The organism is Emticicia sp. GW821-FHT11C11 (assembly GCF_058808615.1).
This window is the reverse complement of sequence record NZ_JBXARV010000001.1, coordinates 1,157,031-1,180,265: the sequence shown is the minus strand read 5'-3', so window position 1 is coordinate 1,180,265 and position 23,235 is coordinate 1,157,031. Positions and strand designations below refer to the sequence as shown.

The following is a 23,235-nucleotide window of genomic DNA, read 5'->3' as shown; positions in this document are numbered from 1 at the left end:
AATAAGTAATCAATCTCAAAAATTAAATAAATAATATTTCATTAAAACAGCTTATAATTAAAAAATTCAATAGGTTAAATTTGTTTTTTATAGTGAAACGTTGCCTACCGGCAATGATTCTTTTGCTGAATTTAATATAATTATCAAACTGCGTTAATTAATAGAACATTTCGTAATGCCTAGGACAATACTTTTCTTCGCTGAATGGAAAAGCACATCGGGAAATCATGCAGGTATGGCATACCTGGCAAAAGCTCTCGAAAAGATGGACGAAAAAATCATTTCAATCAAAATGCCCTATGTGAAAGAATATGAAAGTGTTTTTAGAAAAATTCCTGATTTACAATTTTCAATTAAAATCCCTTATTTCAGAACCTACAAAATTAATCCTGTAAGATTAAACAAGTTTCCAATTTTAGTAGCAAAAGCCTTTACTACATTTCTTTGGAAATTGAACATGATAATATACCATTGCTATTTCAAATTAACTCTGAATAAAGGAGATAGATTATTTTTAATGGAATATATGTCGGGGTCTAATTTTTACCACCTTCAAGAGGGTATCGCGAAGTTATTTTATAATAATACTAAAGTTGAAGTTATTGGTTTGGTTCATGTTCCATTACATTTCATAACCAATTCGACCAGATTTTCGAATAAACAAGAAATATTGAATTATTTAAATCTATTAGATCGGGTTGTTGTATTTGGAAATAGCTTAAAAACTGATCTCATTGCCTTTGGTTGTAAAGCGCCGGTTATTTCAATATTTCACTATGTAGATGATAAGTATTATCATCCTAAGGCTCAAGAAATAGCTGACAAATTAAAAGTTGTCATTATTGGCTCAATGCTAAGGCAGAACGATAAGATAGTTAAAATTATAAATAGCTGCCCTAACATACTATTTAATTTTTGTTTGGGAACCTCGGAGCTGGATCCGGGAATTTTCATTCACAATAATGTAAAACTATTTGGTTATCTTAAAGAAAATGAACTTAGGGAAGTGATGCAAAATTCAAATGTTTCGCTGAATGTTTTCGCTCAAACTATTGGCAGCAACGTAATAACTACTTCAATGGCTTGTGGGCTACCATTAGTAGTTTCGGAGGTAGGTTCTATACGGGATTATTGTGATGAAACAAATACGTTTTTTTGTTCCAGTGTTGAGGATTTTTCGAACGCACTCGAATACATTAACAACAATAAACACATCTTGAAAAATATGTCAGAGGCGTCTCGCAAGAAGGCAGAAATGTTGAATATCGAGCAATTCCACAATGATTTGTATGCGAAGAACATTTTATAAGCGGAACTATACGCATGAAGAAAGTTGCAGACTATTTAGAATACAAAAATTAGTACCTGCTCTACCGGTTAATCCGGGATTGCTTTAATTGCCTATGTTGGCTCAAATAATGCGCTTAGTTGTTTTATAATTTGGAGTTATAATAAACCTGATAAAAATTTCACGGATACCGTTTAGAAAATTATGCAACCAATTATAAAAGTACAAAATTTATCAAAACAATATAGGTTGGGGGAAATCGGGACAGGAACCTTGAGTCATGATTTTAAACGTTGGGCCTATCGCGTACGTGGGAAAGAAGACCCCTATCTTAAAATTGGTGAAACGAATGATCGTAGTACCAAAGGGGAAAGCGATTATGTGTGGGCGCTGAAAGATATAAACTTTGAAATAATGCCTGGTGATATTGTAGGTATTATTGGTAAAAACGGGGCCGGAAAGTCAACATTACTTAAAATTTTATCTAAAATAACAGGCCCCAGTGAAGGCCGGATTGATTATAACGGGCGTATCGGCAGTTTGCTTGAGGTTGGAACGGGCTTTCACCCGGAACTAACTGGAAGAGACAACATATTTTTGAATGGAGCCATTCTGGGTATGACCAAAACCGAAATAAAAAGCAAATTAGACGAAATAATTGATTTCTCGGGCTGTGAACGTTATATAGATACCCCTGTTAAACGGTATTCCTCAGGTATGATGGTTCGTTTGGGGTTTGCTGTTGCGGCACATCTGGAACCCGAGATTCTGGTTGTTGATGAAGTATTGGCCGTTGGAGATGCAGAATTTCAGCAGAAGGCAATCGGTAAAATGAAAGACGTAAGCAGCGAAAAAGGCCGAACCGTTTTATTTGTGAGCCATAATATGGGCGCAGTCAGAAAACTATGTACCAAAGGTTTGTTATTTGAGAACGGAACTTTGACTTATAGTGGTAGTATCAACAGTACGATTGAGGAGTACTTGAATATCAATGCAAGTAAAAAATTCCACTATCCTGTAAATAATCCGGTTAAGGTAATTTCTGCAAAATTTGAAAACCGTAAAATAGTTATATCAGTAACATATGATGGCGAAAGGACTATCCATAAACCGAATCTGGGCTTTGTTGTTTACGATCAGTATGACAATCCTTTGTTTGGAACAAATCCAATAAATTTAGGGTACACTGACTTTGGAGCACCCAAAAAGAAAGGAGAAATCTTGATATCAATTGAGTCTCCTTTGTTGACAGACGGAATTTATCCAATTTCAATCTGGTTTAGCGATGGCCTTCAAATAAGTGAAGATGACACAATATACCAGGCAGAAAAATGTCTGAGCTTGGAAATAGAAGGAATGAATGATCTTTTTGTGCAAAAAAATCTATCTGCTGAAGGCAGAATAATTCCTATTTTAGAATATCAATTCAAATAAAAAAATGATCAAATACGTACACGATGAAGATCATCATAATCTGATTGCTCCCTCAATTATTGTCCCATATATCATTGAAGCGGTAAATCCCCAAAGCGTGGTAGATGTCGGGTGTGGTATCGGAACATTTTTAAATGTGTTTAATACACATGGAATTAATGATATATTAGGGCTCGATGGAGAATGGACCAATAAAGATCTCTTATCTAAATATATTGATCTGGATAGTTTCAAAGTAGTGAATTTAGAGGAGAAATTCCATCTGGATAAAAAATTTGATGTAGCTATTTGCTTAGAAGTAGCCGAGCACTTAAGCGAAAACAGTGCAGATACGATAGTTTATAATTTAGCCAATTTAAGCGACATAATTGTGTTCTCAGCTGCATTTCCGGGACAAGGCGGACAAAACCATCTTAATGAACAATGGCCGAGTTATTGGGCAGAAAAATTCAAAGAGCATGAATATACTTTTCATGATGTGTTGCGACCCATTTTCTGGAACGAGACTGAAATTCCTGACTGGTATAAACAAAATATGTTTCTGGTCTTAAAAAACGGAGTACAATATGATATAGTAGAGAAATTGAGGTTAAAAAGCAAAGCTCCTCTGATAAACTTTATACACCCTAATTATTTCAATGCCCATTTAGAGAGAAGCAATAAGTTAGAGACTTTACAAGGGGACTATGCGGGTTTCCTAAAAGGGAAGTCCGGATTTGTTGATTACACAAAAGTAATGGCTAAGTACTTATTAAGAAATCTGGGCTTATATAAAAAATAGAGAACTGAAATAATAAATATGTTGAATCCTATCATTGTTTCTGTCATTATTCCAATTTATAATGTTGAACGTTATTTAAAACAATGCCTGGACAGTGTTTATAATCAAGATATAGATGAAAACCTCTATGAAGTTATTTGTGTGGATGATTTCTCGCCGGATAACTCTAAAGAAATAGTAAAAGAATATCAACAAAAACATAAAAATTTAATTCTGATTGAGCATACACACAACAAAAAACTAGGAACCGCCAGAAACACCGGCAGATCTGTTGCACAAGGAAAATATATATGGAATGTCGATTCGGATGATTACATAAAGCCCAATGTTTTAGGGTATTTGACTGAACTTTGCGAAGCCAACAATCTAGATGTACTGGTTTTCAATTTCAATCATCTGAGTGGTGGGTCAGAAAAATTAAATCAGAAATTCCCATTTATAGATAGCCCTATTCTAACCGGAACAGAGTTTCTAAATAAGTATTGTCTTACCAATTTTAGTGAAATAAGCCCGATCTGGACACAAGTTTATAGGAAAGATTTTCTGGATAAAAATGATATTTACTCCCCCCCTATCAATATGGGTGAAGACGTACCATTTACCTTAAAAACACTCCTTATGGCTGAAAGGATTATGTCTGTCACCAAAAGTTGCTATGTTTATCGATTAAATCAAGACTCGTTGGGCGGTAAAATTGAGATTAAACCTACCCCGGAAAAGCTATATGAAAAATGCTTTGAGTGCACTAGGTACACGTCAGAGGTAGTAAAGTATATTCCTGAAAACGAAGAACAAATAAAGAAAGCATATATTAATGTGTGTAAATATATTATTTCTCTTTACCCGAATTATATCGAGAATTTTGATGAGCAAGAATGGAAAGAATTTAAAACCTTGTGCCGACGACAATTGCCGAAAGATATAAAGATTCTGAAATATCTGGGAAAGAAAAGAGCGCTTATTTATCTGTTGAGCATTATTGTGCCATTAATTTCAAGACGTAACTAATTTCAACTACTTCATCAATAATGATGCTTAGTAACCAAGTTAAATGAGAACATCTAAGGTTTCAATAGTGATTCCGGTTTATAATGCAGAAAAGTTTTTGATTGAAACGCTGGAAAGTGTACGGAATCAAACCTTTACTGACTTTGAATGTATGCTGGTTAACGACGGTTCAACTGATAATTCATTAGGAATAATTAACCAATATTCAGAAGACGATAACCGATTCAAATGCATTTCTATTGCTAATAGTGGTTGCGCTAATATTCCAAGGAATGTTGCGATAAGAAGTGCTGTCGGAGAGTTTATCTTTAATCTGGATGCCGATGATGTCATTGAGCTATCTTGTATTGAGAAAATGATAGAAAAGCAGTTGAATACAGGAGCCGACATTGTATTGTTAACAATGATAGGTTGCATTCAGGATTTAACCGGCGAGCTCTGGCGATTACCTCTCATCAGTTTCGATAAGCAAGTGGTTATAAGTGGCATAGAAGCATGTAAATTAACCATAGGAGGATGGCAGATTCCATGCAATGGTATGCTGGCCAGAAAGACCCTTTTCAAAGATGTACCCGAAGGTAATTTGTTTATTTCAGATGAAATTGCATCCAGACATTTGTTATTTAAAGCAAACAAAGTAGCTTTCTCGGACGCCATTTATTATTACCGAAACAACGATGTATCAATAACAAGAGCTCTGAGCCCAAGAATATTTGAAAGATTACTTATTGATGAAATACTTGATGATTTTGTTTCGGAACGATTTCACTCAAAAGAAGAAACATCCATAAAACAACGGCATACCCGTTTCTTTAATTTGGTATATTTATACTATGACTTTGTAAAAAACAAGTCCGGATTTACCGAAGAACAGAAAAAGATGATATCCAACAATTTCAGATTAACGTACAATAGTCAAAAATCAGACTTACTAAAAGAAGAACTACCAGTGCATTTAAGTTATCTTTTTTTGACTTCTTTTAATCTGTTTAGGGTTTTTGCACTTTTTTATGTGTCTTATAAGACAATTAAAGGTAGAAAATATCTGTATAAGTAACCAAATGGAGAATATAAAAGTAAGTTTCATTATTCCGCTGTTCAATGGAGAGAAGTTTATCGGTAAGTGTCTTGATAGTTTACTGACGCAAGATATTTCTCCGGATGAATTTGAAATAATTTGCGTGGATGATTGCTCAAAAGACGACACTGTTACAATAGTAGAATATTATTGCAAAAAATATCAAAATGTAAAACTCATTCAACATTCTTCTAATCTAAAAACAGGCTCAACCTGCAATACAGGAGTTAAAAATGCAAAGGGAGAATACATCTGGATAATTGGACAGGATGACTGGATAAATAACAATTGCCTGCTTAAGGTTTATAGTATATGTGCCGAAAACCGACTTGATGTGCTGGCATTTAATTACACCAGAGTTAATGAATTAGAAAACCCGCTTCATTCAGCTCAGGTATTCAATGATGAGCCCGTGCAAAGAGGCGACTATTTTATTTCGGCCAACTTTAAAGATACGTTTCAATACTATTTGCTGGGTTACGAATGGCGTGCACTTTTTAATAGAGAGTATTTGATTAAAAACGCTATTTCTTTTCCGGAAGGAGCCATTTATGAAGATACAACTTATCTGTTTAGAGCAATTTTGTTTGCTGATAGGTTCATGTCAATAGCTGATTTTATTTACAATTACAGAATAAATACTTTATCGATTACGGATGTAAATAAAAAATATAGTGGTAACTTAATTTATGAATTTGCCTTCGTTGCAGGGAATGAAGTTCTGGAGTTGTCAGAGCAAATACAAACCCAATATAAAGATTTTGCAGATACTCTGAGAGACAAAGCGAACTGGTATTTTCAAAGTTTCACCTACAAGATTCTTCCAGTTTCGCCTCACGAAAAAAGAATCTTTTATGATTTAATAAGAAATAATAAGGCAACAATTAAACGGTTAGTTGCCAATACTAATTGGTATGTTAAAGTGCTGGCAGACCCTACGTGGGGCCTGTCACTAAGCACTATTCTTAAACCGGCATATTTACTGAAGCAGAAAATTAAATATTTAAAAAAACCACGTCAGGAGTGGTCGTATTAACAAAGTGCTAGCATCTATAATAATACCCTCGTATAATGGCGGCGAAGTAATTCTTCGCTCATTGAAGACCTTGTGTAAACAAACCCTACCGTTTTCTGACTTCGAAGTTATAATTGTAGATAATAATTCCAGCGATTCTTCTCCTGAGCTTATTAAAAACTTCATAAAAGATTACCCTAATTTCAGGTATCTGAAAGAAGTTGAACCCGGCTCTACTAATGCCCGGCACGCCGGAGCCAGACTTGCAAAAGCTGATACTCTTATTTTTTGTGATAATGACGGATTATTCAATGAGGAGTTTATAGAATCCATTTTAGCGGTTTACAGTCAGAATAATGGAGTAGCAGCCGTTACAGGCAAAATAGATATTGAATGGGACGCGCAAGCGCCTGACTGGATTGATCCTTATCTTTTTATGTTGGGCCAATTGAATTATGGCAACAACATTATGTATGCCAAAGACTTGTACCTTAATGGGGGTATTTTCTCAATCAAGAAAACTGTATTTCAGAAATTAGGTGGGTTTAACCCTGATTTGATTGATGGAAAATTGATAGGTGATGGTGATACCGGTTTAGTATATAAATTACATGACAGTGGGGCTTTAATTGGTTACACTCCGTTTGCAGTAATGAAACATTTACAGTTTGTAAACAAACATGGAACAATAAATGACTTGGGCCGTAGATTCTATAATATTGGTACCAGTAACTCTTACACCTTCTTTAGAAAGAATTTGTATCAACTAAACCAAAAAGCATATTACCATTTTGGTTTCAGAGCATTACTATTAGTGAAAAAGCTAATAGAACATCAATTCAACAAAAAAAACAGGCGAAAGTATTTCAGCCTGATGGAAAGGAAAGGAGAGTTTAATTTTTTCATAAATCTATTTAATAAGGATTTCAGAGATATGTTGAAATCAAAAATATAACCGATGATATCTTTTAAATTAAGACTTATACGTGAACAGAACAGAATCTACACTACCATACTGAAGGTTTTATCAAAACTTAAAAAGAATGGCATTAAGGTTTATTTATTTCACGATATTCTGAACGATAAATCGGAGGTAAAATCACAATTTTCAATTTCAGAGCAATCTTTTGAGTTCTTTCTGCGCAATCAGCTGGAGAATGGTCAAAAACCCATAACTTTTCAAGAATTAAAGGAGAATATTATCACTCATACATCAATTACAAACGGATTTATTGTTAGTTTTGATGACGCCAACGAAAGCGTAATTACAAAGGCCTATCCTATTCTTAAGAATTATAGTATTCCATTCATTATTTTCATCAACACTGAACTGATAGGCCGAGAAAATTTTTTATCAGAACAGCAAATAAGGTTACTTCTTCAGGATCCGCTTTGCTCAATTGGCTCCCACGGATGCCATCATAAGATGTTCAGGTATTTATCTGATGAAGAGGTAAAGAAAGAGCTGGAAGAATCGAAAAAAACCCTTGAAAATACTTTTGCAACAAAAATTGACTGTTTTGCCTTTCCATACGGAAGATTAGTAGAATGCTCAAAACAAAATATTGAATGTGCAAAGAACTCGTCTTACCTATTTTCCTTTTCAGCTATTGCAGGTACTCTGAGAGTTGCATGGCTGACTGGTAAGCATTTCCTGCCAAGAATAAATGTAGATGAAAAATTAGTTGCGAGGCTAACTTAAAATGTTTTTCAAATGGAACAAGCAGAAAATCCCAGAATATTATCATTGATTTTATTATCTTATTACAGTGGTAATAGAATAGTAGAGGCATATAATAAGATAAAAGTAATTTTGGAAAAAGAAGCTATTCCATTTGAGTTTATCATTATGGACGATGGTTCTAAAGATAATTCCTTTATGATTGCAACTGATTTGGCCAAAACCAACGCAAATGTGAGTGCCTACCAATTGAGCAGAAATTTCACCAGTCATTATTCTATTTTTGCAGGCTTAACATTATGCACCGGAGCTTGTGCCATGCCTATTGTTGATGACGAACAACAACCCTACTCTACTATAGTTGAGATGTACCGTCTCTGGGAAAAAGGAGCAAAAGTCATTATCCCACACCGAATCACGAGAGACGATCCCTGGAGCAGTAAGGTATCATCTACCATTTACTATAAATTGATGAATTCTATTTCAGAAGTTAAATTTCCGATTGGAGGTGCCGACTTATATTTTATAGATAGAGAGATAATAGATATACTGAATACTCGAATACACCCCATAAAAACTTCAAGTATTATTGAAGTGCTGAGGCTAGGCTATAATCCGATATTTTTACCTTATGATCGCCCCATAGGTTTAAATAATGGTAAGTCCAGGTGGAGTTTCAAGAAAAAAGTACAACTGGCAAAAGACACTTTTTTTTCTTCTTCAACTTTTCCAATCAAACTAATAACAAACATCGGCCTCTTTTTTTCTCTGTTTTCGTTTCTGGTTATATTATTCTATATCTACTTATACTTTTGGGGGAACCGAAATATTTGGGGATACAGTGTCACAGGCTGGACATCGTTAGTTGTTTTTATATCTTTTTTTAGTGGCCTGATTTTATTTTCAATTGGCATCATTGCAGAATACATCTGGCGTATATATGAAGAAGTAAAAGATAGACCAGGATACATAATAAAAAAATAGAGTCTGATTCACTATAGTTTATCTTTAATACGAACTTAACTCATGTTAACCATCCATAGAAATGATTAATAAAATAAAGATTTCTTTAAGCCTTGTTTTGTTAGCATTTGTTATAGTGCCACTAATATTCCTAACCGTTTATGCGCATCCAGCAACGGACGACTTCGGGTTTCAAATGGCGCTACAAAAAAGTAATCTTTTCGAAGTACTAGTGGGAATAACAAAGACGATGGACAGTCGTGTGTCAGGAAATTTCTTTACACTCCTTTTTTGTCATGCCGACTCCCTTTTTTACTATCGTCTTCAGCTGGGCATTTTTATAATTATTTTCTTTTCGTCAGTTTATTTCTTAATCGATTCCGTCAATAAAAAATACTTTCAAATACAGTTTGCTGACCAATTAATACTATTTACCATTTTTTCGTTTTTGTTTGTTGGCTATATGCCTGGCTTGTCTGAGGCCTTTTATTGGTATCCGGGTGTAGCCGTCTGGATATTGGGGATTGTCATGCTCAACCTTTTTATTATCCTTATATTGAAATATAAAAACATTAAGCGGCCGGCTCTAAAATTTATAGCCCTAATGTTCATTTGCTTTTTAGCCTTTGCCATGACAACGCAAAATGAATTGAATCTGTTATTTATGTTCTTGGCCTTTTTATATGCGGGATGGGCATTAGTAAAAAAACGAACCCAATTCAGAAAAGAATATGTATCGGTTTTTGTGTGCATTGGTCTTGGGTTACTGATCACTATTTTTTCCAGAGGCAATTATGAGAGGCTTAATTATATTGCCACTAAACAGTACCAGTCGTTATTCAGAATAATTATTTACAACCTTCTTTACTACCGAAAACAATTTTTCTTTTCAAATGTAATTGCCTTTAATTTGGTGCTTCTGCCTGTTTATTATTTTTATTCTCCAAAATTCAAGGCCATTAGCCCGATAAAACTATTATTATATTCTATACTATTTCTTATTTATCTGACGGTTCCTTCTTTAATTGCCCGAACAAGTTATTCATTCCGAATAATTGACTTTGTCTATTATTTTTTTCTGTTCACGGTTGTCTTCAATTTCATAAACCTTGCCAACTATTTAAAAGATTCTAAACAGCTGGTTGTTCATTCAGATATAAAAAACTACTCGTTCTTCTTCATAGCATTTTTTCTGGCTTCATACTTTGCGCAGAAACAAAGTGTTTTAAGAACAGCTTATGAAGATTTGTATCTGGGAACAGCCAGGAAGTTTGACGCTGAAATGAACAATAGATACGAATATCTTCATAATAGCCCATTAGACACCGTTTCATTAAAGCCAATTGTATCAAAACCAAAGAGTATATTTGCAGACGATATATCAACTGATCCAACTCATTGGACGAATACCCTATATGCCGAATACTTTAGTAAGAAATCAATTTATTTAGAACACGAAAAATGATTGTAGTAGCTCCAGAATTTATTTCTGATCCACATATTTCGGTTTTTATAATCACATATAATCAGGAAAGTACGATTTCCCAGACGATAGAAAGTATTTTAATGCAGGAAAGGGATTTTTCGATAGAACTGATTATAGGTGAAGATGCCGGCACAGATTCAACACGGCAGATATGTATTAATTATCAGAAGAAGTATCCGGAAACCATTAAATTATTATTACAGGATAGCAACCAGGGACTAGTAAAAAACTTTATTGATACTCTTAAGCTCTGCAGGGGCGAGTATATTTCTTTATGCGCAGGCGACGATTATTGGATTGATCCGAAGAAATTAATTAAGCAGCGTGAATTCTTAAACAACCATGCGGAGTATGGAGTGGTTAGTACCAATGGATACAGATTGCTGGTGAAATCGAATAAACTTATTGAAGGCATAGCTCCTTTGAATCCGGTTGAGAACGGTGATGTTTTCCATTTGACACACATAGGCGGCGTTTATGCTATGCCGCTTTCATTGATGTTCAGGAAAGAACTTCTTCAATACATTGATTTTGATCAGTTCGTTATCCGGGAGTTCAGTTGTGAGGATGTACCGATGCAGGCAATTTTAGCCAAACACACAAAATTTGGTCACTTACCCGACCTTACCTGTGTATACAGGGTACATAATACATCCATGACATTCACGTCTTTTAACAGACCTAATTATATATCGTATCATAAGGGGCTGGTTGCCATAAAACGTTATTTAAATGAGCTTTTTCCCGGAGAAGTCGATTTTAGTGAACAATGGGCAAATGATTATCTGGTTCATAAGCATTTTTTAAAAGCAGCTTATTCTTTTGACTGGGGAAACGCAAAAAAACATCTGGCAAACTTGATAAACGTAACTCCAAAAGAAAGACAAGCCGTATTGTTTTCTAAGACTTTATTTGGTTTCTATCTTTTTTGTTTGGGCAAAAGAATAAAGCTATGGTACTATGAAAAAAAATATACCTGAGATCATATCTCTTCCTAAAATCACTGATTATAGAGGCAATCTTTCCTTTATTGAAGGCGAAAACCATGTGCCTTTCTATATAAAAAGAGCTTATTGGATTTACGATGTGCCCAGTGGAGAAGTGAGAGGAGGACATGCGTTTCGTGAACAATCGGAATTCATTGTAGCTTTGTCAGGTAGTTTTGATGTTATTCTGAAAAACAAAGGCAAAACAAAAAGAATTGGTCTGAACCGGTCATATTTTGGTTTATATATTCCTAATGGCGTGTGGCGGTCAATGGAAAACTTCTCGACCAACTCAGTAGCCTTAGTATTGGCTTCTACTCATTTTAATGAAAATGACTATATCAGAGATTTTCAGGAGTTCCTTGCGTTAAATCCTTTGAAGTTCCAGCCACAGGTAAACATCAGGGTGACACAAAATGAGGTAGGTAATCATTATCAAAAATCAACAATTGATGAGTGCTCAATTATACATTTAGAGAAAAATCACAGGGAAAAGGGCAACATAACTGTTATTGAAGAATCTTCACAAATACCCTTTGATATTGCTCGTGTTTATTACCTCTATGATATACCTGGTGGAGAAGAACGAGGCGGACACGCCCATATTGAATTATACCAATTGTTAATAGCCGTGAGTGGCAGCTTTGATGTGGTTCTGGACGACGGAGAAAATACAAAGACAGTTACGCTTAATAGGCCATATCAGGGGCTTTATATTGTTCCCGGTATCTGGCGTGAGTTGGTTAATTTCTCTTCAGGTTCATGTTGTTTGGTTTTAGCGTCTCATAAGTACAATGAGCATTACTATGTACGTAACTATGAAGAATTCAAGCAAATAAAAGACATATAATCATGATACATGCATCGGCAGATGTGCAGACTACAAAGATCGGAGAAGATACAAGGATATGGCAATTTGTGGTTATTTTACCCAAGGCACAGATAGGTAAGAACTGTAATATTTGTAGCCATTGCCTGATAGAAAACGATGTCGTTATAGGGGATAACGTTACAGTGAAATCAGGGATTTTTCTTTGGGATGGAATTACTATCGAAGATAATGTGCAACTTGGCCCGAATGTTACTTTTACTAACGATAAATACCCAAGAGCCAAGCAACCTTTTACGCTTCAGCGAATACTAATTAAAAGAAATGCCTCTATTGGCGCCGGTGCCGTTATTTTAGGAGGTGTAACCATCGGAGAAAACGCCTTGATCGGTGCAGGCAGTGTGGTTACTAAAAGTGTACCAGCCAATGAATTGTGGGTAGGTAATCCGGCTCGGTTTGTACGAAAAGTTGATGATGTATTTTGTGACTAATAAATAATCTGTCTTTAAAATTCGGTTAACTAAACTGGATTATTTTAAAAGTATCCTGAATATATATGTATAAACTATTATTATTGGCTTTTACAATCGGTTATTGCATACTATATGCACCATACGGATATAATGACGCTGATGATGGTTATATACTAGCATTTTCCTGGAGAATATTTAATGGAGAAATCCCGTACCGCGACTTTATTCTGGTTAAACCTCCCATATCACCAATCTTTCATACACTTACGCTGTTTTTTATACCTGATAACTATCAGATAATATTTGAGCGTTGTCTCACTTACGTTTTAATTGCATCATACTCTCTATTGGGTGCCTTATCAATAAATACTTTTTTTGACCTGAAGAAAATAAACCTCGATGTTTATCTATTAGCAACCATAGGCTTTGTTTTTTCGGCTCATAATTTTCCCCCCTCACCCTGGCAAACAATAGACGGAATTTTCTTTGCCTCAATCGGTATCTATTTATTATTGGCGTATCGATCAGATTACATTATACCTGTTGCCATATTTTTCTTCTTTTTAAGTGCGGGCTGTAAACAATCTTTTTACCCGATGCCTTTCTTAGGAGTACTATATTTAATCATATTTCAAAAAAAATGGAGACACGTTCTTATAGCTATTTTTAGTATCATTTGCTTCAGCTTAATTTGCATTGTGCTACTGAATTATTTTGACATATTGCACTCTTTCGTTGAATTAACCTCAGGTAGTACTAATCTTGAAGACTTAATATTTGCCGGCTTTACAAGTTATATTCTTTTAAATCCGATATTTGTTCTACCACCAATTGTTTTTTATTTTACAGTTAAATTTATTCATTCAAATAATTCTCTTAACAGTACTTTTTTAAAAAGAATACCTTTCAACAAAGTAATAAGCTTAACCCCCTATTTTATTCTATCCGCAATATTTATTCCCCCATTATTGAAATTCATATTCAGGTTTTATACAATTGATAATTATAGCAGTTACTTCAAATATTTTCAATCTCGGATATTTTTTATTATTGCAATTCTATTAGTACTCTTAAGTCTTATAAAAACAAAAAAAATAAGTGCGCTGGCTTTTCTTTTGTCGCTTTCATGGTGCGCAAGTATAAGTTGGGGTTATCCGGCTCCAGTACTCTGTTCGACCCCGTTAATATTTTCTTTTTTTTTATTTTCAAATGAATACTTCCAAATAAAAAACATTAATCGTTTAGCATTTTTCACACTTATATTAGGAGCGTTTACTTATTTTGTTGCCTACCAGATACCTTATCTAAGCCCTAAAAGGTCAATGTTGACCTATAAAGTTGACCATATTTTTCCGAAGTTTAATCTTATTCATGTAAGCAACGAAACTTATGAGAAATACACAGAGTTTTCGCAGTTAATCAAAAAATATGGCGATAATTTTAAAACTCTACCTGGCATGCCACTAGCAAGCTACTTAACAAACACTAAACCTAGAGTTCAACTTGATTGGATTATAAATGTAGAAGCTAATTATAAAAACCAGGAGATTATTGATACGCTTGAAAAGAAAAAAATAGTTGTCTTTATGGAAAAAGGATTACCCGAAAATCTGATCCCTAATGAGAACGAGAAATTTAGCTCCTCTGTGGCGTATTACATACAACAAAAATGGAGTCTTGTTGAAGTAACAAAACATTTTAAAATTTATAAACAGAAATAATCATCAAAATTCCAGATCATTAAAATGAACACCTTAAAATTTTAGTTCAACATTAAAATTATGCTGTTTAATTCAACTAATTTCGCTGTATTTTTACCTGTCGTATTTATATTTTATTGGCTTATATCCAACAAAAGCTTAAAACTACAAAATACTCTTTTGTTAGTTTCAAGTTATTTTTTCTATGCCTGCTGGGACTGGAGATTCTTATTTTTGCTTATTTTCTCAACTTTGCTTGATTACTACACCGGCATTAAAATGTCAAATGCCACTAATCAGAATCATAAAAAAATCTGGTTTTGGCTGAGTGTTTGCATTAATCTGGGCTTTTTAGGTTTTTTTAAGTACTATAACTTTTTTGCTCAATCTTTCACAGATTTACTTTCAGGTTTCGGAATGAAAGCGGACCCCTGGACACTAAGTGTGATTCTACCGGTAGGTATATCTTTTTATACTTTTCATGGGTTATCGTATGTAATAGACATCTATAAAAGCAGGATAAAGGCCGAGAAATCTTTCATCGATTATGCTGTATTTGTTAGTTTCTTTCCCTTATTAGTGGCCGGCCCTATCGAACGTGCTACGCACCTTCTGCCACAAATAAAAACGAAAAGAGTTTTTGATTATGCCAAAGCAGTTGATGGTTTGAGGCAAATTTTATGGGGATTATTCAAAAAGGTAGTAATTGCTGACCAATGTGCTGAAGTTGTTAATAGAATCTTCGTTAATCCTGAAGTTTATTCGGGTAGCGACCTTCTTTTAGGTATAGTTTTCTTTGCGTTCCAAATTTATGGTGATTTTTCCGGTTATTCAGATATTGCTATTGGTACAGCCAAGCTTTTTGGAATTGATTTATTAAAAAACTTCTCATACCCGTATTTTTCCAGAGATATTGCTGAATTCTGGAGGCGCTGGCACATCTCTCTGTCAACCTGGTTCAGAGATTATTTATACATTCCGCTTGGAGGAAGTAAAGGAAGAAACTGGCAGAAGATCAGAAACACATTCATCATATTTGTTGTAAGCGGATTCTGGCATGGGGCTAATTGGACTTTTATTATTTGGGGGGTGTTAAACGCATTGTATATCATTCCATCAATAATATTTAAAACAAACCGGAACAATCTTGATATTGTTGCGCAAGGGAAATTTACGCCTACTTTTAAAGAAGTAATTCAAATGACTTTAACCTTTTGTTTAATAACTTTATCCTGGATATTTTTCAGAGCAGAAACTGTAGAGCAAGCTATACTAATAATTTCAAAGATTTTTTCAACGTACTTTTGGGCAGTCCCTACACTAAAAGTAAAAAGCCTTCTAGCTTTAGTGGCTCTTTTTATAATGATAGAATGGTTTGGCAGAGAGCAGGCATTTGCGTTACAAAACATAGGGTTAAGATGGAAAAGGTCTTTCAGGTTTATAATGTATTATATAATCATTTTTTCTATATTCTGGTATAGTGGTAAAGAACAACAGTTCATTTATTTTCAGTTCTAAATTGGTACAAGAATTTCAATAATAATGGAGTCAGATGGTAACTATTCCAAAAAACGCTATCAGACATTGGTGCCATGAACTCTATTTTTATTATATACTATCCTCCTGTAGCCCCTTATTGAAAAAGTGGTATCCGAAATACTCATATCGACTTAGCAGAGATTGAATATTCTAAAAAGGTAGAGTCAGAGGTAAAAAAATATAAAACATCTTTTTTGTTGATTTTTATACTAATAATATTTCTAAGTTAAACGATAGCGCTTATCACGACTACCAGCACTTAAACCGACTGGTAGCAGAAAAATTCACCAACCACCTTTTAAAAATTTTAGAAGAAAAAACTGATTGCATCAAAGTCAATGTGATTATTACACTCAATATATGAAGAGGTTTATCAAGCAATTATTCTTTTTCTTTCTACCTGCAATTTTATTTGCGTTTGTTTTTGACAAAATAATATCGGACTATTTAAAGAACTCTCCGTCATTCGCAGTTGGGGAGATATCTGTTTGGAACGATATAATAAATAGTAAAAATAAACATAAAATACTGATTTATGGTAGCTCCAGAGCTTGGATACACATTGATCCTGCTTTAATTGCGAAAAGCTTTAATAGTTCTTGCTATAATATGGGGATTGATGGACACCCATTTGGGCTACAATATTTCAGGCACTGTATGATTATAAAAAATAATAAAACACCTAAAGTAATCATTCATTCATTAGATGTGTCAACACTTATAAAACTTCGAGATTTATATAATTATCAGCAATTTTTGCCCTATATGATGTACAATAAAGATTTCATGAATGGGATATTAAATTACAATGGTTTCAACCTCGTAGATTTTTTAATTCCTTTGATAAGATATTCAGGTGAACATAACGCCATATGGAATGCCCGGAATAAGTCTATTACTCCGTATTCCAGAGTTAACGGATATCAGGCACAAGATACTGAATGGACTGAGGATTTTGATAAAGCAAAAAAACACTTAGGCGAATATACTGTAGAACTGGATTCAGCTACAATACACTTATTCGATAGATATTTGAGCGAATGCAAACAAAAAAACATTAAGGTGATTTTCGTATTATCTCCTGAATATATTGATGGTCAGAGATTTGTCAGTAATAGAAAAGAAATTCTTGAGCTTTATAGAAAATTCAGTCAAAAATACGATATTCCTTTCTTTGACTACTCTAATGATAAAATATGTACACAAAAGATGTATTTTTATAATGCCGAACATTTGAATAAACGAGGATCAGAGATATTCACGAAAAAACTTATAGATACCTTAAAAAGGTCAAATTTAGATTTATACAAGTTAAAATTCTGATTTAATTAAAACTTCCCGAACCTGACTCGTTGAGTTTAACCCAATTTATCACCTTTCATGGCTAACAATACAAACATAAACACCATCAAATTCCTGGACCTCAAAAGCATTAATGCACAATATGCTGAAGAATTGAAAGCGGCCGCTTCAAGAGTAATCGATAATGGCTGGTATTTATTAGGGAACGAAGTGGCAAAATTTGAAGAAAATTTAGCAAGTTATATTGGAGTAAAGCATGCAATTGGTGTAGCCAATGGACTTGATGCGTTAAGACTGATTCTGAAGTCTTATGTGCTGATGGGGATTATGAAAGAAGGAGATGAAGTTATAGTGCCGGCCAACACTTTCATTGCCTCTGTATTAGCCATCACAGACAACAACCTTAAGCCTGTTTTTATTGAGCCTGAAATAGGCACTTACAATCTTGATATTTCTTTAGTTGAACAACAAATAACCGAGAAAACAAAAGCTATAATGATTGTGCATCTGTATGGACAGGTATGTTGGAGCACAGAACTTGAAATACTTGCCAGAAAACACAATCTTAAAATTATTGAAGATAATGCTCAGGCAATAGGCGCTATACATACACCATCTTCAGGCACTTCAATAAAAACCGGAGCCTTGGGACATAGCGCGGCATTTTCTTTCTATCCGGGCAAAAACTTAGGGGCACTGGGAGATGCAGGTGCCGTTACAACCAATGATGATTCGCAGGCAGAGATTATTCGCACCCTTGCTAATTATGGTAGCAAGCAGAAGTATCTGAACGAGCTTAGGGGCTACAACAGCAGGCTCGACGAAATACAAGCCGCCTTTCTGAATGTTAAGTTGAAATATATTGATGCTGAAAACGAATACCGTAGTGCAATTGCTCAATACTATTGTGAGTATATCAAGCACCCTGATATTATTCTGCCGGTTTTCAATAAAGCTCATGTATGGCATCTTTTTGTAATTCGTCACCCGCAACGTAATCAATTACAGAAATATTTATCAGAACACGGCATTCAAACCTTAATACATTATCCGGTACCGCCACATAAGCAAGACTGTTATCAGGAGTATGCAGACATCTCTTTACCGATTACAGAGCAAATACATCATGAGGTATTGAGCTTGCCAATCGGGCCTACGCTTACTTTTGCAGAACAGGAAGTAATTGTTAAAAATATTAATTCGATGAGCTAGCAATATATTTATACAACGATTTTGGTCTTATCAGCCCTGAACAATTCAATTTTTATACCTATGACTAATAGTAAAACAACCATCGTTTTCTTAAAAGTGTTGAAAAAACTAGGGCTTTTAAAGTACTTAAAACAGCATTTTACTATTAAATATAATAATCATGAGGTTATTATACCGGTAGAAAAAACAATAGGTTATCCGAATCTATTTCTGAAACACGATTGCCTCAATTATATATATACCAGAGTTTGCAATAAGCTAGAGGGTACTTTTGTGGATGTCGGTGTAAACATCGGGCAAACCTTAATTAAAGTAAAAACAATTAATAGTCAGATTAATTACATTGGCTTTGAGCCCAGTAATGTTTGTTATGATTATGTAACAAAACTCATTGAATTAAACAAGTTCTCAAATTCACATCTAGAGCGCTTTGCGTTGTCGGACAAGCCACAACAAATAGAGTTAAATTTCAATTCAGAAACAGACCAGTCTGCATCAATTATTGAGAACTTAAGGCCACATAATTTCACCAACAAATCTATAGTTGATTGTCGACCTTTCGACGACTTTCAATTTCAGAAAGAGATTTCATTCATTAAAATTGATGTTGAAGGCGCTGAACTAGAGGTTTTAATTGGAATGCAACAGACTATTAGAACGTTTAAACCTATTATTCTTTGTGAAGTACTAGATAGTTATAGTGACGCCGTACTTGAATTCACTCAAAACAGAGCTACTCAATTATGCATGATTTTAAAAGAACTCGATTACGTGATTATACAATTGAACCAAGGCGAAAATAGTTTAATTTCATATCAACAAATAGACAGTATCAGCATTAAACAATGGACACCCGATAGTTACCATCTTAACGATTATCTGTTTTGTCCTATTTTAAAACTTGAGGCGGTTAAGAAAACTCTATTAAAATAATAGCACGGACTTTCTTTTGAATATTATCTGAAACTAATTTAATGTATCAGAAGCAACTCATATAGTGTTTACTTACACCAATTCATGGAAACTAATAATAAAAGACCATTATTGATATGCTTAAGCGCCACCAGAAATTATGGATGGGTAACTAGAGCTTTTTTAATGGCAAACAGTTTGTGGGCAGATTACATAATTATTGCAGACCAACTTTCTACTGACGGCACAAGAGAAATAGTGAAAGAATTCCCTAAAGCTATTCTGCTTGATAACGAAGATCTGAACTATAGCGAATCAGCCAGATCTGAAATGCTTATTAATAGAGCCAGGGAAATAGAAGGAGATAAAATATTATTCTATCTGGCCATTGATGAAGTATTAACGGCCAATTATATTGAAACCGCCGACTGGAAAACAATTATGCAATCAAAACGTGGCGATGTTTTCTTTTTTCTGTGGGCCAATGTTGTTTCTGATAAAAAACACTTCTGGTTTTCCTATGAATCAAACGGCAAGCCCTTTTTTATGGCACGCATGTTTCATGACGATGATATAACTCCATACAATAGCGAAGGGCTTGATATGCACACCCATTGCATCCCTTATCCCGAAGACGATACCAACCGTACATTTTATGTAAACGACTTTAAATTATTACATTTTGGTGATTATAATTTAAACTGGAACAAAGCAAAGCAACGATTCTATCAATTTGTTGATTTTGATAAAAATGACAGGCCTATCGCTACGCTAAGCCGTATGTACAACAGGCCAAATACTGACAGACAATTACACTCTATTCCAGATTCATGGCTTTATGATGAACACGGGTTTGATTTATTTTCAGAGATTGACATCAATGAACAACCTTATTTTGATACCTATGTATTGGAGTTCATACGTACCAAAGGAATTAACAGATACAAAAGACTTGATGTGTGGGAAAAACCTTTTCTCTTAAAATATGGCATTAAAGATCCCCGTTCACTGATCACCAAAATTGTGCATTATTATCTGCGAAAGACGAAAGGACATACGAAAAATCCAATTGTCAGGATTATTGATAAATCATTAAAAACAATACATTTTTAATTAGTTGAACAATATTTTTATTTTTACGTTAATAATGAGTGTATGACATCGAAAAAACGATTAGCTGGTTTTTCAGTTAGGCTGTAAATTCAAGCTAATTATTATTTCCTTCACAAGCACTTTAGTGGAACATTGTTGATAAGTGACTAAATAGTTCTTTGCAAAATTCTAGAAGCGATATTTTTTCCATTTGGATATTGCATCCTAAAGTTTACTTTCTAGCACTGCAATACAACGGAATACTACTGCTTCAAAAAATGAAAATTACAAACCTATTGAAAGATCTGCTTGAAAAGTCCCGCGGATATATCCGAACATTTGTCTATAGAATTATATATCTAGGATTCAACTACCATCCAAATGAAGGATTGAGTGTTTTAAAACGTAAAATGAACTTGTATTTTCGATTGAATCCTAAACTTTATGAAGAGTATAAGCAAGAAATGGCTTTTATAAATGAGAAATCGGTTAGCAGTTTTTCATACTCTTTTATTTTCCCCTATGATTTCATATTCAATTATAACCGCAATCAAATCGAAGTATATAAAGATGAGGCCAAAGGTCTGTTTTATGTAATGCATAATGGCAGGAAACTTTACTACAATAAGGTTTGTACTGAGACCGATGTGAGAATAAAATACTACTGCATTTCAATTGAACAAGACGTTGATTCTCCCCATAGGTATCTTAGTAGTGATTCGTTCGAAATAAATCAGCGTGATGTTGTTGTTGATATAGGTGCTGCAGAAGGAAACTTTGCTCTGGATTACATTGATCAGATAAGCCACCTCTACATTTTTGAAGCCGATAAAGACTGGATAAATGCTTTAGAGGCTACCTATGAACCCTGGAAAGAAAAAGTAACAATTATTAATAAATATGTATCTGCTATTGATAATGACAACAACGTAACATTAGACACAATATTTGGTGATAGAGTCATAAATTGTATAAAAATTGATGTAGAAGGAGCTGAAGAAAAAATACTAAGGCAATCAGCAATTGTTCTGAAAAATCCAAATCTGAATTTATTTATTTGTACGTATCACAAACAAAAAGATGCGCGCAGATTTGAAAATCTACTACAAAATAAAGGTTTTTCTTGTTCATTTACTGAAGGTTATATGCTTTTTGCCTATAGGAAATTGAAACCTCCGTATTTCAGAAAGGGGTTAATGAGAGCAAAGAAATCTAGCCTTTGAACGCACTATTCTTAATTATTTGTTCGAATGGATTGAGATTATCATACGAATTTTTAATTTTGTTTACACAAAAGGAAACTATATACTTGAAATATTGAATGTGTCAAGTTTTAAGTTGAAGTAACCGCATTGTTAATCAATTATTTTAATTACTCTTATAATATACACCACCTGGCACTAAACAATGATCTGTACCAAAAAAGATTCTCTGGTTATTGACCCTCTAGTTTCTATAATTATACCTTCTTATAATCGGCATGATACCATTGGGCAAACAATTGAATCTATTGTAACGCAGAATTGTGATTTTGATTTTGAGTTGATTATCGGAGATGACTGCAGTACTGAACAAAAGTTAAGAGATGTTCTTATTCATTACCAAAATAAGTACCCTAAAAATATAATCTTATTGTTTCAGGAAGAAAATATTGGTTTAGGTGCCAACTGGGCAACTTGTGTAAAAAACTGTAGAGGAAAATATATAGCCAATTGTGATAATGATGATTATTGGCATAATCCTGAAAAATTACAATTACAAGTGAGTTTTATGGAAGAACACCCCGAATACGGTGTGTGTCATACTGATTACCAGATTCTTAATACTGATACCAATAAAATATCTAAAGTAAATGTCAGTAGTGCTACCTATAAAGAATCATCACTTCAAAAGGCTATTTTTAAAAGCGGTTTTAATGGTTGTAATGCCACAATGTTATACAGAAAATCTGCTATTAGTCAATATGTTAACCTTGACGATTACATTAAATATCAATTCGTTTTTCAGGATTGGAACACCTGGATGATATTAGCCAAGTATACACAATTTTATTGTTTACCTGTTTCAACAGCTACCTATAGATGGGGAAAAGAATCTTTAAGTAATCTTTTAAGTTATGCATCGCTTATGCAACAAATGGAGAAAAGACATCTGATGTATAAATACATTTGTGATTTATTTCCTGACGATTTTGTTTACAATAAAGCCCAATACGAGAATTTCATCAATAGAAAACTTCTTAATCTTGCCATTAAAAGGGGAGACTTTAGTGCCGCAAGTAAGTATGCTAAACTAGTAACTCCTAGTAGCTCAAATTTATTCAAAGTTAAACTGGTACAGTATCGATTGTCTTTTTGGGGAATTATCTTCTTAAAAAAAATAAAACAAGAGATTAATTCTTTAATAGTACGATGAATTTGAAATTATTAATTAAAAATGTAGGTAGCAGAATCATC

At 34.0% G+C, this 23,235-nt stretch carries 21 protein-coding genes; all 21 read left to right on the top strand.

What is annotated here, in order from left to right; all coding sequences use genetic code 11:
- Positions 1-175 precede the first annotated feature (175 nt).
- Positions 176-1,309, top strand: coding sequence for a glycosyltransferase (locus AC1RRY_RS04970; RefSeq protein ID WP_492856488.1), 1,134 nt, complete (start codon positions 176-178; stop codon positions 1,307-1,309).
- Between the two features lie 183 nt (positions 1,310-1,492).
- Positions 1,493-2,722: an ABC transporter ATP-binding protein gene (locus AC1RRY_RS04965; protein WP_492817718.1), complete on the top strand. Its 1,230-nt coding sequence runs from the start codon at positions 1,493-1,495 to the stop codon at positions 2,720-2,722.
- 4 nt (positions 2,723-2,726) lie between these two features.
- The gene (locus tag AC1RRY_RS04960) at positions 2,727-3,503 is read left to right on the top strand and encodes a class I SAM-dependent methyltransferase (RefSeq protein WP_492817719.1); all 777 of its coding nucleotides are present in this window, start codon (positions 2,727-2,729) and stop codon (positions 3,501-3,503) included.
- 18 nt (positions 3,504-3,521) lie between these two features.
- Positions 3,522-4,511: a glycosyltransferase gene (locus AC1RRY_RS04955; protein WP_492817720.1), complete on the top strand. Its 990-nt coding sequence runs from the start codon at positions 3,522-3,524 to the stop codon at positions 4,509-4,511.
- A 43-nt stretch (positions 4,512-4,554) separates the two neighbouring features.
- Positions 4,555-5,568: a glycosyltransferase family 2 protein gene (locus AC1RRY_RS04950; protein ID WP_492817721.1), complete on the top strand. Its 1,014-nt coding sequence runs from the start codon at positions 4,555-4,557 to the stop codon at positions 5,566-5,568.
- 4 nt (positions 5,569-5,572) lie between these two features.
- Positions 5,573-6,625 carry a glycosyltransferase family 2 protein gene (locus AC1RRY_RS04945; protein ID WP_492817722.1) on the top strand — a complete coding sequence of 351 codons (1,053 nt, stop codon included), beginning with the start codon at positions 5,573-5,575 and terminating at the stop codon, positions 6,623-6,625.
- A gap of 4 nt (positions 6,626-6,629) precedes the next feature.
- The gene (locus AC1RRY_RS04940; RefSeq protein ID WP_492817723.1) at positions 6,630-7,559 is read left to right on the top strand and encodes a glycosyltransferase family 2 protein; all 930 of its coding nucleotides are present in this window, start codon (positions 6,630-6,632) and stop codon (positions 7,557-7,559) included.
- Positions 7,560-7,562: 3 nt separating this feature from the next.
- Complete coding sequence (locus tag AC1RRY_RS04935; protein ID WP_492817724.1) at positions 7,563-8,306, top strand: polysaccharide deacetylase family protein; 744 nt, start codon at positions 7,563-7,565, stop codon at positions 8,304-8,306.
- Positions 8,307-8,318: 12 nt separating this feature from the next.
- Entirely contained in the window at positions 8,319-9,269 is a 951-nt protein-coding gene (locus AC1RRY_RS04930; protein ID WP_492817725.1) for a glycosyltransferase, read from the top strand.
- 61 nt (positions 9,270-9,330) lie between these two features.
- Positions 9,331-10,713 carry a DUF6056 family protein gene (locus tag AC1RRY_RS04925; RefSeq protein ID WP_492817726.1) on the top strand — a complete coding sequence of 461 codons (1,383 nt, stop codon included), beginning with the start codon at positions 9,331-9,333 and terminating at the stop codon, positions 10,711-10,713.
- A complete protein-coding gene (locus AC1RRY_RS04920) occupies positions 10,710-11,714 on the top strand; it encodes a glycosyltransferase family 2 protein (protein ID WP_492817727.1) in 1,005 nt (334 codons plus the stop codon). The genes AC1RRY_RS04925 and AC1RRY_RS04920 overlap by 4 nt, the downstream gene beginning before the upstream one ends.
- Positions 11,695-12,570 (top strand): sugar 3,4-ketoisomerase, encoded by an 876-nt coding sequence (locus AC1RRY_RS04915; RefSeq protein WP_492817728.1) that lies wholly within the window; start codon positions 11,695-11,697, stop codon positions 12,568-12,570. Before AC1RRY_RS04920 ends, AC1RRY_RS04915 begins: the two co-directional genes overlap by 20 nt.
- A gap of 2 nt (positions 12,571-12,572) precedes the next feature.
- The gene (locus AC1RRY_RS04910; protein ID WP_492817729.1) at positions 12,573-13,040 is read left to right on the top strand and encodes an acyltransferase; all 468 of its coding nucleotides are present in this window, start codon (positions 12,573-12,575) and stop codon (positions 13,038-13,040) included.
- Between the two features lie 65 nt (positions 13,041-13,105).
- Positions 13,106-14,743 (top strand): hypothetical protein, encoded by a 1,638-nt coding sequence (locus tag AC1RRY_RS04905; RefSeq protein ID WP_492817730.1) that lies wholly within the window; start codon positions 13,106-13,108, stop codon positions 14,741-14,743.
- Positions 14,744-14,902: 159 nt separating this feature from the next.
- Positions 14,903-16,240: an MBOAT family O-acyltransferase gene (locus AC1RRY_RS04900; protein WP_492817731.1), complete on the top strand. Its 1,338-nt coding sequence runs from the start codon at positions 14,903-14,905 to the stop codon at positions 16,238-16,240.
- Between the two features lie 381 nt (positions 16,241-16,621).
- Positions 16,622-17,584, top strand: a complete 963-nt coding sequence (locus tag AC1RRY_RS04895) for a hypothetical protein (protein ID WP_492817732.1) — start codon at positions 16,622-16,624, stop codon at positions 17,582-17,584.
- Between the two features lie 57 nt (positions 17,585-17,641).
- The gene (locus AC1RRY_RS04890) at positions 17,642-18,775 is read left to right on the top strand and encodes a DegT/DnrJ/EryC1/StrS family aminotransferase (RefSeq protein ID WP_492817733.1); all 1,134 of its coding nucleotides are present in this window, start codon (positions 17,642-17,644) and stop codon (positions 18,773-18,775) included.
- A gap of 60 nt (positions 18,776-18,835) precedes the next feature.
- A complete protein-coding gene (locus tag AC1RRY_RS04885; protein ID WP_492817734.1) occupies positions 18,836-19,708 on the top strand; it encodes an FkbM family methyltransferase in 873 nt (290 codons plus the stop codon).
- Positions 19,709-19,792: 84 nt separating this feature from the next.
- Complete coding sequence (locus tag AC1RRY_RS04880) at positions 19,793-20,800, top strand: hypothetical protein (protein WP_492817735.1); 1,008 nt, start codon at positions 19,793-19,795, stop codon at positions 20,798-20,800.
- A gap of 257 nt (positions 20,801-21,057) precedes the next feature.
- Positions 21,058-22,002 (top strand): FkbM family methyltransferase, encoded by a 945-nt coding sequence (locus AC1RRY_RS04875; RefSeq protein ID WP_492817736.1) that lies wholly within the window; start codon positions 21,058-21,060, stop codon positions 22,000-22,002.
- Positions 22,003-22,186: 184 nt separating this feature from the next.
- Positions 22,187-23,194 (top strand): glycosyltransferase family 2 protein, encoded by a 1,008-nt coding sequence (locus tag AC1RRY_RS04870; protein ID WP_492817737.1) that lies wholly within the window; start codon positions 22,187-22,189, stop codon positions 23,192-23,194.
- Positions 23,195-23,235: the final 41 nt, after the last annotated feature.